A 13,836-nucleotide genomic window follows, 5' to 3' on the forward strand; every position below is an offset into this window, starting at 1 on the left:
GGTCACCTCATTTCTTTAAATTAGCATTATTCAAACATATCATATTGAAGAATCGTATCCTCTTGAATATCAGTCTTTGCAGTTTTTCCAATAAGATTATCAATTTCTGTCGGTGATATACCAGTTCCAGGTCTTTTGAATGTAAGCATTTCTTTAGTGATTACTTCTCCAGCTTTGATATCTATGTTTGAAACTAAAGATCTTCTTGCATTTTGTCTTGACGCATTCTCAGATTCAAGATGCTTGATTTCATAAGAACCGCGTATTGACCTTATAAACTCTACACCTTCTACAATTTTTCTAGCGTCATCAGGATCCATAGCATGATAATGATCGTTTCCTGGAAGAGTCTTATCTAATGTAAAGTGTTTTTCAACAACTACGGCTCCTAAATTGTATGCTGTTTTTACAACATCAACATGATAATCTGGTTTTGTATGATCAGAATATCCAATGATTAAATCTGAATATTTTTCTTTTAAGGTAACAATTCTATTTAGATTTGCATGCTCAAATGGTGTTGGGTATTCTAAAACACAATGAAGTAACACAATTGGTTGGTCATTATTAGCTTTAATCACTTCAAGTGTTCTATCAATTTCATCTTTATCTGAAGCACCGATCGACAATAATATTGATTTGCCTTTTTTAGCTTGATGTTCAACAAAAGGTAGATTTGTTAGATCTGAAGAAGATATTTTATAAACATTCATTAGTTCATACAAGTAATCTGCAGAATCTATATCAAACGCAGTTGACAAAAACTCAATGTCTAACTCATTACAGTACTCCGCTAACTCTTTATACTCATTAAAAGAAAAACTATCAAATTTCTTAAATAGTTCAAACTGTGATGTTGTTGCCTCTTCATTTGTATCCCAGTAAGACGGTGAATTCTTTGCAGCTAGAGTACTAGCTTTATATGTTTGGAATTTTACAGCGTGGATGCCTGCATCTTTAGCTTCTTTAACCATTAATTTTGCAGCTTCCATTGGCGCTATTCCATTCTTCTTGGCAATGTCATAATAATTCACACCAATTTCAGCAATTAAGACAAACTCTCCGGCCAGTGCACGTTCAATAATTTTACTTTTCATTCTAAAACCTCCATTAAACATTTCGATCTAAGATTATATTTCTAACTCGATCAATGCCTTTCTTAAGATCTTTCTTTTTCATCTGATCCTTCATCTGTTTTCTGATTTGAGGACTATTAATTAGCCATAATAGTGTCTGTTTAATTGTGTCATCTTCTACCTCTGAACCTAACCCAAGATTAATAAATCCATTCTGTAAGTATCCAAATTCATGGTGCTGCTCTCTTTTATTTTGAGCCATTAAAATTGTTGGAACACCCATCGATGCTAGTTCTAACATTGTCCTACCTTGAGATGAAACTGCAATATCCGCTTTACCCATATACTCAGTCATAAGTTTTACATCTTGGATAAAATCAACATTTAAGTTTTGTATCTTTGATTTCTCTATAAGCTCATTTGCCCTTTTATAACCCATTCCAAGAATAAAAGTATAATGAATTTTACCATTATCAATCTTTTGTATTACGTCAAATAATCTTTTAGTCAGATTGCATGGATCTGTTCCTCCAAATATCACCAGAACTTCTCCCACGCTCTCTCTAAACTCAGATGGTTTAGCTAACAAAAATTCGTCTCTAATACAGTAATACTCGCTGCCCCAATAGTGATTATTCTGCTCGTTCTTCTTTTCATACAAATCATTAATAACAGCATCAGCCAGTCTAGCACCTTCTCCCAAGTCTTCAAAGTTGACAACTCTAACCCCTGTAGTCTTACATCTATGTACATACTCTTCATCTGTATCTAACATGTCATTAACTAGGATATCACACTTAAAGTCTTTAATTAAACTCACAATGTCATTGTCATTTTGAATAACTGAATATGGAAAATGACTAGCTTCAATTTTCTTAATACCTAAATCTGATTTCTCAGAAAGTACAAACTTAATATTATGGTCTATTAGATTATACGCAAGCAGCAAACCTCTATAGATGTGACCTAGTCCAATTTCAGAATAACCCTCTACTCTAATTAATACATTCTTCTTTGATAGTTCCTTCTCGGCAATCCACCAATCTTGAGGTGTATCTATGTCTATTGCTTCGTTCTCAGATATTTCGTAAACTGATACAATCGGTCCAAACCTGCTATATTCTTCAACAAACGCTCTTTTTGAAATAAAGAACGCTCCTGTTTCGATCAAGTTCTTTGGCAAGTATTGTCTATTCAATCGTTTCTCATAAGCAGGAACTATTTTCCCTTCTTTTTCAGTCCATGAAAGATGCGGCTTGTTAATACCACTGAGGACTGTATCAAAATTATTCTTTATGAAATATTCTATTGCAGCATCTAACGTCTCTCTTTTAAGTAGTGGGGATGTTGGTTGCATTGTAATGACAATATCATATCTATCATTTTTTTCTTTTTCCATCTCATTCATTGCATGAAAAATTACTGGGTCTAGTGTAACACTATCTGTAGCTAGATTTTCTGGTCGCATAATTACTCTTGCTCCATAAGAAGATGATATCCTGGCAATTTCATCATCATCTGTTGAAACTACTACATCAAGATTATGAACACTATTTATTGAATTTTCTATACAATAACTTATTAATGGCTTTCCAACCAGCAATCTAACGTTTTTTCTTGGTATTCCTTTTGATCCACCGCGCGCAGGGATTACTGCTAAAACTTTCACTTTATCACCTCAACTTTGATTTGATACTTGTCTCAATTGTTTGAGCAACTAAATGATTATTTGATGCTTTTAATTACATCAATAACAATAAACATCTTTTTTTTATACAGGTAAATCCCCATACTTATTACAAGTAATGTATATATTAAATAATTGAAGCCAATTAACAATAAAGCAATAGAATATAATGAAAATATAATAATTCTATTTAACCTTTTAAAAGACTCTATTAAGCCATTTTTTATTTCAAGCATTCTATTTGCAATATAAAATTGCAATACAGAATAAATAATATTTACAATACTAGTTGCAATTGCTATTCCTAAAATTCCATATTCAAATTCTATTGCAATAAAATTCAATAATATAGCAATTAGAGCAGCGAGCACCTGTAGCACAATTAAAATGTTTTGTTGGTTATTGGATACAATGTATGCATTTGCAAAGTAATAAATTCTACTAAAAATAACCCCAAACACTAACACAATATAAATATCGATTGAATATATATATTGCCTCATCAATAAATGTATAAATGGATGGATAATAACTAAACCAAATATAATTAAAATAACTCCAAAAATCTCAACATATTCAGTATATTTTTTTATGTAATTCCAACTTTCTTCTTTACTCGAATTTTTGTTATTTAAATAGATAATTGCATTTGGATACTGAAGAAAGAGTATCGATGTAATAAACATTAATGTTGCATTTGTCAATTGATTTGATAAAGTGTAATATCCTAAATCTTTAGTACTTAAATACTTGATAATCATAATTCTGTCAATAGTAGATAATATATAAAACCCTAAATTATAAATTAATAATGGTATACCTACCGAAAGAAGACTTTTTAAAATTTTTTTATCAATATATAACTTAATTGGTTCGCTCATTCGAATGCCATAAATTACACATAAACTTCCACTAATAACCATACTTATAATAATACCGTAAACTTTAAATTTATTTATAAGAAAAACCACCAAAAAGAAACTAAATATATTTTTAATAATTTCAATTTTATTGATAGCTGAATAATTTCCTTTCAATCTAAAATAATTAATATAGTATTTTGTAAATTGTTCTGTAATAGCCCATAGCCCAACTATCACAAAATAATGATTACTTAATCTTACATACTTTTCATCAATAAAAATTGTAAAAGTAATCATTAATAATAATAAAATCAGAGAAATAATAATCAAAAAAGAAAATGTTGTATACAAAATATTGTTCGCATTTTCTTTATTGTTTTTAGTTGCTAATGGATATTCTCTATTCATCGAATGCAAAATCCCAAAATCTGTATAAGTTAAATATGTGAACAAGAGAAACAAGTTTCCATATACTCCCAACAGTTCAGGTCCTAAAACTTTTGCGTTAACTAAATCTTTTAAAAGAGCAAAAGCTAATGCAAAGTACTTGATTATAGAATAGTTAAAAAAGTTTTTAATTTTTTTATTCCTAACCCACAATGTCAAAAATATCTCCTCGCATTCTAAATTAAGTTATATGTACAACTTTAGTTAATTCTTAAGTATCCTATTTTTATTATTCAACCTATTTCTAGAAATAATTAGTGCGATAATTACCCAAAAATGCCTACTCGTTAATAAATTTAGGGTTAATACGAAAGGTATATATGAAAATATCAATAGTATAATTAAAATATCTATGTCCCTATTAGGTAAATAACTAGTAATAAACATTTTCAAGTTCTTAAAAATAATTCTTATAAACAGTACGGTTATCAGTCCATATGCACTCCAAGCTTGTAAAATTGTATTATGCTCAGGTATACCATACGAAGTATAATATCTAATATTATTTAAGCCAATGCCAAACGGGTTCAGAAGATTAGCTATTATTGCTTCGCGCCATACAATAAATCTGGGATCAATTTTCCCACCATATGGATGTGTAATACTTGAAAACCGAGACATAATGACCTCAAAAATTCCTTGAAATTCTGAACTTAGGAATATTAATGGTATTGCTCCCAAAAAAACTAATCCTAATTTTCTCAAGACAGATCCTTTGGAATAAATCATCACTGATACAAGTATAAGTAAAGTTAATCCTAAAAAACCAGAACGAGATACCGACATTAATAACGCTATTATAATTAATAACGAGAAAAAAAAGTTTTTCGTTAAACTAAATATTGTTTTCCCCTTATTTTTTAGTATCGACATAAAGCAAAAGGAAAGAACTAAAATATAATAAGATGATGCATAATTAATTTCTTCATATAAAGGATTTACAAACAAACTAAATTTACCTGTTAAAAAATAATTAACTATTTGAGAGTAATTCAATAAAATAGAAAAAATTGTTGAAGTTAACATTCCTCGAAATAGATATTTGTATTCGTAATTTGCAAACTCTTTATCTGAAAAGATTATTAAAATTAATATTCCTTCAATTAGTCTTAAGTAATCAGCTACTTCAAAACTTCCAAATTTATTCATAGCTATAAAATTTGGCCATAGTGGATAAAATAATAATAATATATATATTAGTAATTCAGCAAAACTAAATTTAGTTCTTTTCAAAAAAAATAATTTATAAGTAAATAAGACTAAAAGTAATAAGGAGAAAACTGATATTTTACTTGTTATATAAAATTGCCCTCTAAACGTATACAAAAAACCAATTGAAAACGTTAATAGTCCTATAAAAACATTGCTACTTAATTGAATTTTGATTTTCATGTGTGATTTTCCCCTTTAACTCTGATAACTCTTTAAAATTTTCTACCACATTTATATAGGAGGATTTTAACATTTCACAGGGAATCTTGGGATTAAAATCAATTAATTTATAAAGCAAATATGAATTTATTCTAAAGTACTTTGCTATATTAAATACAGCTGATGAATAAGCTGTAAATACACGCGCTTTTTTCTGGTCTAATAGTAATAACTCTATTGGGATATCTTTATTTCTTAATAAGATTGCACCATATTCTTCTTCCATAAAAAAATATTTGCTTATGTTTTCTCTTGGATGTGGTTTAATGAATAAATTGTTTTTTTTAGTTGATAGTCTTACAACTGTGCTTATTAATTTCATATATTCTTTTTCATTAATAATTCCATCTTCTACAAGTGGCTGTCCAATAAATATATTAAATTCATGATCTGGTATTTTATTAAAATTTTGATCTATAGCATATAAATCTTTCATGTTTTTTAAAATACTAAAATCCCATTGGTTTATTCTTTCCACTTTTTTCTTCAATTGTATATTATTCAACAACTTAGGGTAATTACACATAATTTTTGTTGTTCTAGATTGTTCACCTATACATGTAGTATTTTCAAATCTAATCCCAAAAATAAGTTTCCCAATCAGTGAATATATAAAATGGTATCTCTTTTTTACATATCTATATAATCCAATTCCTTCTTCAATTAAAATAATATCCTTTTTTTGAATAATATTGTTTATAAAAATCTGATTCATTGGATGCCCATCATTAAAAAGTATAATATCATTAATAAAATTTTGATTAATAGTTTGTATAATATCAAATACAATTTTACTAATATATACTTTTAATTTAAATAAATTCTTTCCAAAACTTCTCAAACTTTTAATTATATAAATTTTATTATCCTTCATTGCTTTATTTAGTAGCAATTTACAAAACCTGCTATTATTTAAATCAAAATCATCAACAATGACAACAATATCTTTCTTTTTTATCATGGTACTTGCAATAAACATATGATACGGAGTATTAATTATAAAAACATTCATAATTGGATCTCCTTACATTGAAAGAATTTGGCGAATTATATTTAACAACTTATCATTTTGAACTTTCTCATCAAATTCCATAGCTAATTCTAATGAATTTTTCTTAAATAATGATAACTTTTCATTATCAAGCAAAATTTCTATTGATTTATACATACTATGAATGTCACTTGCTTTATAATTAACCCCTACTTTATATTTTTCAACAAATTCATAAATTTCACCTTTTAATGAGTTAATCACAGCTAATCCAGCTGCTGTATAGTCATAAAATTTATCTGGCATATCAACATTGGAATTTGATGTATATGTAGCCAGACCAATATCGCACATTCCATAAATTGGTATCAGTTCTTTGGGTAAAAGCTTCCCTACAAAATTAAAATTTGGTAACTCTTTACTAGCTTTAATAACCTCAGCTTCATATGGTCCACTACCTGCAATTATAAATCTGATCTTGCTGTTCTTCTCTTCTTTAAAGCGCTTAGCACATTCAATTATTGTTAATATGTCGTATGATGGTCCGAGCGTTCCAGCAAAAACACACCACACTTCATTTTCATTTTTAATTTTGGGTAAATTAGGTACTTCTATTTTTCTCGATAATTGTACTCTAAAGTTCTCAACATCTATTCCATTATAAATTAAAGCCTGCGGTTTTTCATTTAATGTTATTTCTATCTCTTTAGCTTTTTCAAGATAATTTTTCCCTAAAGCAATTATTCCAGATAATTGTTTATAATTTTTTTCCCGTTGCTTGTAAACTGGTTTAAACATTATCTTTAAAAATGGTTTCAAAAACTGACTGGCTACATTTTCCATGAATTCTGGCCACAAATCCATTTGGTCGTAAATAATTGGTATGTTTTTTTCTTTCGCATATTTAAAACTTGGATAATTCAAAGTTAACGGATTATCTGCGCTTATGATTATATCTGGAGTCTCAAAATTTTTAAAGCCCTTGTAGGCATTCTTAGCAAAATGAACATCCTTTATAAATCTGCCCATACTAAAATTTTTCTTATAAGATGAAGTTGGAACTAACCTTATAATGAAATTTTTATTCACTTCAATATCTTTCCAACCATTCGATCTATAATTCTTGAAGTGATGAGCAAAATTTGCAGTCCACCATATTACATTAAAACCATTCCTCGATAAATATTTGCCAAATTGGTTGAAACTATAAGCTCTCCACTTTTCTCCTTCAATTGGCCCATATGGATTTACTAACCAAACTGTCTTCATAATTACTCTCCTATCTTTAAATTTTTTCACAAATGATAAATACTCCCACAGATTACATACTACATACTTAAATCCTATACCATTATAATATTGTGCTGCTGATATCTTATTCACTTGCGTTCCAACTTTTATTTTATCAAATCCTTGCCCTATAACAAATAATTCCATTGTTTTATTCAGTAACTTTCCTATTCTCTGTTCTTGGTATTTCTAATCAACATATATTAATTCTACTACACTATTATTAACATTTATTAAGAACAAAATATAGCCCGCCATATTCTCTCTCATAAATAAAAAAGTATTTATTTATCTACCGATAAACACATTCAACACAATAATAGTATTCATCATCACCCTATATGTTATAATCACAAGAATTCATAGTAAAAAACCTTAATTTTTAACCAAAATACTTCTGAAATACATATTGACTATCAAAAATAGTAAAACCTAACTTAATCCAAGATTTTTGAACAGCAATATTATCGATCTGAGTGCCCACAATCACACCTCTCATTGCCTCGTTGCGGTTTTTCATCAACCATTCTACACCATGGTAAATCATGCTAGTGTATACACCTATTCCACGATATTTGTCTGAAACCGCTGATAAAACCAATTGTCCATATCCTTCAACAAGATCTAATCTGCCTGTTGTGAATCCAACAGCTTCATTATTATAATGTGCCACTATTACTTTATCAGCATAGCCATTGTATGAATTCTCAATCCATTTATCGTAATACAAGTCACACAATTCATTAGGCAAATTATCATCTGAGTGAAATCTATCAATTTTAAAAGAATTTCGTGAAATCTCTTTTAATGCATTTATGTCATCTTTTGTACAGTCTTTTAAACTACATTTGTGATAAATTTGAGGTAGCGTGGACTTTGAAAAATCAAAAACGTATCTGACTAAAGTATCTGCTATTTCCATGCCTTCATTCATTGCACATTTTATAATCTCTTTTTGATTTGTTCCAACTTTAAATGTTAAATGTTTATATCCTTCTTCCTTTGATTTAGAAACCATCTCGTCAAAATTTCTTATTAAATTTTCTTTACTCTCGCTTATAAAATTTGTTTTAGTTTTTACATTTCCCATCCTTATACCAAAATGCTGTGTGTTGAAATAATCTTCTTCTACGAAGAAAAAGTTGTTAGTTCTATTCATGAAACTTGCCCCTTTCACCTATTCGACTTAAGTCTTTATATATGTTTTCACACAAAATAACTGTTTTTATCGTTTTAAATAATATTTTTATATCTAGAAATATAGATATGTTGTTAACATAGTATACATCATCTGCAAACTTATCTTTAAGAGAAGAACTGTTTCTGCTATATGCTTGGTTAAAACCTGTAATCCCAGGTTTTGCTTTGAGTTTTTGAGCATCATTTTCATCATAAATATCAATAGCATCTGGTAAATCTGGTCTCGGTCCGACCAAACTCATATCACCCTTAATAACATTAAGTAATTGTGGCGTCTCGTCAAGGCTTGTCTTTCTTATAAACTTACCTATCTTCGTTAGCCTCGGATCATCTTCTGCATTAAATGTAGAACCATCTTCATTACGCAAGTCAGGGGCATCCATCTTCATAGATCTAAACTTATACATTTTAAATATCTTACCATCCTTACCCAAACGAGGTGCATTATAAAATATAGAACCTTTGTCTTGAAAGTAAATAATAGGCCCAATAATAACCAAAATAATTAGCCAAAACGGAAGTACAATAATTGCTAATACTAAATCTATTATTCTTTTAAAAAAGTTGCGATACACACCTTCACCCCATTACTTAAGTTCATTTATTGCTTCTCTTAATCTATCAACCACATACTCAATATCTTCATACGTCAACAATGTATGAAGAGGTAAAGTAATCTCATTCTTATACATATCAAAAGCATTCGGATAATTTTCTATCTTAAATCCTAAATTCTTATAAGCTGTATGCATCGGTAATGGCTTGTAATGAACATTGGTCGCAACACCTTTTTCAGCCATCTTTTCAATAACTTTATTTCTATACTCTTCATCTTTTCCAAGTAATCTAACTAAATATAAATGTCCACTAGAAGAGTTGTTTTTATTATAGTGATTTAGCACTCGTACATTTTCATTTTTTAGTGCCTTATTATATATCTCAATAATTTGCCTTCTTCTTTCTAATGTTTCAGGATATCTTTTAAACTGAACTAGTCCTAATGACGCCAAAATATCTGTCATATTACATTTATAATAAGGAGCAACTATATCATATTCCCAAGAACCAAGCTTTGTCTTAGCTAGTGCATCCTTTGATTGTCCATGAAGAGATAGTAGCATAAACTGTTTATAAATTTCTTCATTGTCAATTCCATCAATATCTCTCCAAGTAACTGCTCCACCTTCAGCTGTAGTTAGGTTCTTAACTGCATGAAATGAAAAACATGTAAAGTCTGCGACTTCGCCACTTTGTTTACCATTATAAGTGGCTCCAAAGGAATGTGCTCCATCTGCTAAAACAATGACTCTATTAAAAGCGTTTTGCAATTTATTTGATACTTTGAAAAGGTGCTTTTTATCATATACTACTTCAAATATCTTATCATAATCACACATTACACCCGCTATATCCACTGGAATTATTGCTTTTGTATTTTCAGTAATTATTTGTCCTAACTTTTCATAATCCATTTCAAAAGAATCCTTAGCAGTATCAACAAGTATAATTTTTGCTCCTACATGATGTATTACGCTTGCTGATGCTGAATAAGTATATGCAGATGTAATAACCTCATCTCCTGGCCCTATACCTAATAGTCTAAGAGTCAGTTCCAATGCGGCAGTCGCTGAGTTTAAGCAAACTGCCTTTGAAGTGCTGCAATACTCAGCTATTTGCTTTTCAAATAATTTTGTTTTAGGTCCAGTTGTAATCCAACCTGACTTCAATGTGTCTACTACTTCTTCGATTTCGGCCTCTGTAATATCTGGTGGAGAAAAAGGTATATTTCTCTCAGTCATTTAGTTCCCCCATTTCAAAATTTATATTTTAATATTCATTTTATTATTTAAAATAATAATTTTCTAATTTGTCATCTTTAACACGATTACTTCTTTTATGTCTATATATCCATCATCTTTTCCATTATGTTGAAGTCTTAACTGTTGAGTTCCTGATTCAATATCTGGTTCTGTTTTAAAATTAAGTTCATATATATTCCAGTTTTCATCTAACTTTATATTCTCTAGAATTCCTTGTATTTTCTTTTCTGGTTTACCATCATACACATATACTCTAAAAGTATTTTCGTTTAGATTACCTCTAGCCTTAAATATAACCTTATACTCTGTTTTAGGATCCAATTTAGGTTCATATGAGTATATAAATCCATAGCTTTCCCCATTATTAGTTATTCTAATATAATTATCTTCTTTATCTTCTATTGTTTCATACTTTACATCTCCACCTTCAGGGTTCCATAACCTAAGCTCATCTATATTTCCATCATTATCTGTATCTAAATCAAAATAATAAGCAAAATCAAGTACATAGTCATCCCCTATTATATACTCTTGATTGTTTAAGTTATCATAGTTAAATTGTATGAACCCTATATTATATAGTAGATCTTCGTTATATTTTAATGGCCTTTGTGCTATAGTGTTGATATCTTTAATCTGTTGTTTTATTGCATAACCTTGTTCTATGATTTCCTTAGCCCTCTCTATGTACCCTTGGTCTATATAGTGATAGAAAACAGTTAAGTATGCATCTGTTTTTTGGACATAGTTTTCTACTCTCATAGGTTGAAGCTCTATTGATTTCTCTACTAGTTCTAGTGCTCTGTCTACTTGTCCTATATTCATGAAGAATGAGCTGCATATAGTATGTAGGTTAGAGTTATACTGTCCTAGTTCTAGACCTTTTTCTACTGAAGCTACTGCTTTAGATATATAATCCGAATCATTAGTCATTTGATACATTACTCTATAAAATGTACCTAAGTCTATTCTATATTCAGGCATAAATGGATCTAGCTTTGCTGCTTTTTCAAAGTATTTAGTAGCCTCGTTTATATCTTGTCTTTCATTTGCAGCTAAGGCTTTTTCTTTATATGAATCACTTAGTATAAGTGATGATGAACCTAAAATCACTAGTAATAAGAAAACAGAAAATACTATGTTCATATAGCCAAATTGTGGTTTAAATGCTTTTTTCTTCGATTTGCTTGTAATCGTATCTTTGTTTTCTATAGGTAAAGTATAGCTAGCTAGTACTCCAATAAACACCCATAGTATGTTAGTTAAAGAAACTAAGGACAAGTCAAAGTCCATAAAAGCATGTACAAGTATGCCAAATACTGCTGTGAAGATTATGGATAATAGTATTTTATTGTTTTCTGATTCTATATCTTTATATCTTCTAAGCAGTTTATATACAAGCAATAGCAATGAAGCTATGAATAATCCTAATCCAAATATACCTACTTCTATCCACATCTGTAGGAAATAGTTGTGGGCTTGGGTGGTCCAGTATAGGTATGATTGGTACATTTGATATAGTGTTAGCCAACCACCGCCGCCAGTTCCTAGTATTGGATATTCCTTTATTACTTTAAATCCATCTTTGTAAAATGCTAATCTTGCTTGAGAGCTACGTTCTTTTGTGCTTATACTCTGAAATCTATTATATATATTTTCAGGTATATATTTGAATTTTAAAGGTATTTCTTTTATTAGCTCTCCTGTTGTTTTGTCAAAAATACTAGCTTCAGTGTAGGTAATTGATGTGCTAGAGTAATAATTATCGAAATACACTCTTAAGCCTTCTATATTATCTAAGGTAGTAAATGATAGGTTTAGCTCGCCTTGATTTTCTTCTAGATTTACAAATTCAATTCTATCTAGCTTCTCTTCGTTATTTTCTAGTCTTACTCCATAAAGTCTTACTATACCTATATGGGGTTTGTCTTCAGGATTAGTTCCTGTATATTTAACTATCAGTTCATATTCTTCCTCTGGAAATATGTCCTTTATGTTTCTCACTACAGAAGTCCATTTATCTTCAGTAGTATCATTGTTTAAAGTAAGTGATGTAGTTGTAGTTAATGCTACTGAAGCTAATGCTACAAATAATACTACTAATATTCCAATAAAAATCAGTAGCATTTTAATAGATACTTCTTGTAGTTTTTTTGCAATTTTAGATATTCCATAGGTTAGTAGTGCGGAAGCTACAACTAATCCAAGTACTATTCCCCATAGCCCTGAACCCATTGTTGAGAGTTTAGAGTTAAATAAGAATGCTAAGGGAATACTAATTATTGCACTTGTTATTATGTATATTATAGTTTCTAGTTTTCTTCTATTTGGTATTGTAATAAATAGTATAAGGAGTAATGCAGGCAATATAAGCCACATTCCTCTTGAATATGTAAGTATAAATGTAAATAGCATTAGTGAAGAACTGGCTCCGTATAATGCTTTTAGCTTATTGTTTTCTGTCATTATAATTAAGCCTATAGTCAATATAAACACTGCTGCTAGGTATGAAGCTAATGTGTTTGGATATTGGAAGGTAGAGCTTATTCTGCCACCTATGACAGCCCCATTGTATTCCCAGGTACCTATGGCAGAGCCTATACCTACTAGTGCTATGCCTATAGCACTTATGACTATAGTGTTTAGTAAATATTTTTGGTGCTTCTCATCCGATATTAGGTCTCTTCCTATTATATATATTGCAAAATAATTGCCATACTTTAATGCTTCTAATATAGCTAGTCTTGTATTTACACCATATATTATAGAAACAAAGTACATTAATGTCAAACCTAGTACTAATATGTCTATACTTGAGCGGATAAGCTTGTAGTCTTTGTCCTTGTATTTAGATATCATCCATATTAAAGCTAATGAGAAGGTATATATGCCTGCTGGTAAAAACTCTGTTTCAAAGAATAGTCCTCTAAAGTATGGACCTATGAAAAGTAATAGGCATATTCCCCAAAATACTATGTATTCAATTGTGGAATTTGATTTTCTATTTATAGATGCAGATTTTGCTGCCATA

The 13,836-nt window shown here is 29.5% G+C and carries 10 protein-coding genes; all 10 read right to left on the reverse strand.

The window, feature by feature from the left end; genetic code table 11:
- Positions 1 to 26 precede the first annotated feature (26 nt).
- The 10 genes from BLV37_RS02860 to BLV37_RS02905 all read right to left on the reverse strand — a co-directional run bounded on the left by BLV37_RS02860 (position 27) and on the right by BLV37_RS02905 (position 13,835).
- Complete coding sequence (locus BLV37_RS02860; RefSeq protein WP_091726984.1) at positions 27 to 1,097, reverse strand: N-acetylneuraminate synthase family protein; 1,071 nt, start codon at positions 1,095 to 1,097, stop codon at positions 27 to 29.
- Positions 1,098 to 1,110: 13 nt separating this feature from the next.
- Complete coding sequence (locus tag BLV37_RS02865; RefSeq protein ID WP_091726986.1) at positions 1,111 to 2,745, reverse strand: cytidylyltransferase domain-containing protein; 1,635 nt, start codon at positions 2,743 to 2,745, stop codon at positions 1,111 to 1,113.
- A 56-nt stretch (positions 2,746 to 2,801) separates the two neighbouring features.
- The gene (locus BLV37_RS02870) at positions 2,802 to 4,232 is read right to left on the reverse strand and encodes an oligosaccharide flippase family protein (protein WP_091726989.1); all 1,431 of its coding nucleotides are present in this window, start codon (positions 4,230 to 4,232) and stop codon (positions 2,802 to 2,804) included.
- Positions 4,233 to 4,277: 45 nt separating this feature from the next.
- The gene (locus tag BLV37_RS02875; RefSeq protein WP_091726992.1) at positions 4,278 to 5,465 is read right to left on the reverse strand and encodes an O-antigen ligase family protein; all 1,188 of its coding nucleotides are present in this window, start codon (positions 5,463 to 5,465) and stop codon (positions 4,278 to 4,280) included.
- The gene (locus BLV37_RS02880; protein WP_091726994.1) at positions 5,440 to 6,516 is read right to left on the reverse strand and encodes a polysialyltransferase family glycosyltransferase; all 1,077 of its coding nucleotides are present in this window, start codon (positions 6,514 to 6,516) and stop codon (positions 5,440 to 5,442) included. The genes BLV37_RS02875 and BLV37_RS02880 overlap by 26 nt, the downstream gene beginning before the upstream one ends.
- 12 nt (positions 6,517 to 6,528) lie before the next feature.
- Positions 6,529 to 7,932 (reverse strand): glycosyltransferase family 4 protein, encoded by a 1,404-nt coding sequence (locus tag BLV37_RS02885; RefSeq protein WP_091726997.1) that lies wholly within the window; start codon positions 7,930 to 7,932, stop codon positions 6,529 to 6,531.
- 235 nt (positions 7,933 to 8,167) lie between these two features.
- Positions 8,168 to 8,944 (reverse strand): GNAT family N-acetyltransferase, encoded by a 777-nt coding sequence (locus BLV37_RS02890; RefSeq protein WP_091727000.1) that lies wholly within the window; start codon positions 8,942 to 8,944, stop codon positions 8,168 to 8,170.
- Positions 8,937 to 9,560, reverse strand: coding sequence for a sugar transferase (locus BLV37_RS02895; RefSeq protein ID WP_091727002.1), 624 nt, complete (start codon positions 9,558 to 9,560; stop codon positions 8,937 to 8,939). Before BLV37_RS02895 ends, BLV37_RS02890 begins: the two co-directional genes overlap by 8 nt.
- Before the next feature lie 12 nt (positions 9,561 to 9,572).
- Entirely contained in the window at positions 9,573 to 10,784 is a 1,212-nt protein-coding gene (locus tag BLV37_RS02900; protein ID WP_091727005.1) for a DegT/DnrJ/EryC1/StrS family aminotransferase, read from the reverse strand.
- Positions 10,785 to 10,847: 63 nt separating this feature from the next.
- A complete protein-coding gene (locus BLV37_RS02905) occupies positions 10,848 to 13,835 on the reverse strand; it encodes an O-antigen ligase family protein (RefSeq protein WP_091727007.1) in 2,988 nt (995 codons plus the stop codon).
- Position 13,836: the final 1 nt, after the last annotated feature.

Source organism: Proteiniborus ethanoligenes (genome assembly GCF_900107485.1).
Taxonomy (GTDB): Bacteria; Bacillota; Clostridia; order Tissierellales; family Proteiniboraceae; genus Proteiniborus; species Proteiniborus ethanoligenes.

Excerpts from the sequence above, each read along its gene's own strand:
- BLV37_RS02900 (WP_091727005.1), bottom strand. The coding sequence starts at position 10,784 with ATGACTGAGAGAAATATACCTTTTTCTCCACCAGATATTACAGAGGCC.
- BLV37_RS02890 (WP_091727000.1), bottom strand. The coding sequence starts at position 8,944 with ATGAATAGAACTAACAACTTTTTCTTCGTAGAAGAAGATTATTTCAAC.
- BLV37_RS02860 (WP_091726984.1), bottom strand. The coding sequence starts at position 1,097 with ATGAAAAGTAAAATTATTGAACGTGCACTGGCCGGAGAGTTTGTCTTA.
- BLV37_RS02905 (WP_091727007.1), bottom strand. The coding sequence starts at position 13,835 with ATGGCAGCAAAATCTGCATCTATAAATAGAAAATCAAATTCCACAATT.
- BLV37_RS02880 (WP_091726994.1), bottom strand. The coding sequence starts at position 6,516 with ATGAATGTTTTTATAATTAATACTCCGTATCATATGTTTATTGCAAGT.
- BLV37_RS02885 (WP_091726997.1), bottom strand. The coding sequence starts at position 7,932 with ATGGAATTATTTGTTATAGGGCAAGGATTTGATAAAATAAAAGTTGGA.
- BLV37_RS02875 (WP_091726992.1), bottom strand. The coding sequence starts at position 5,465 with ATGAAAATCAAAATTCAATTAAGTAGCAATGTTTTTATAGGACTATTA.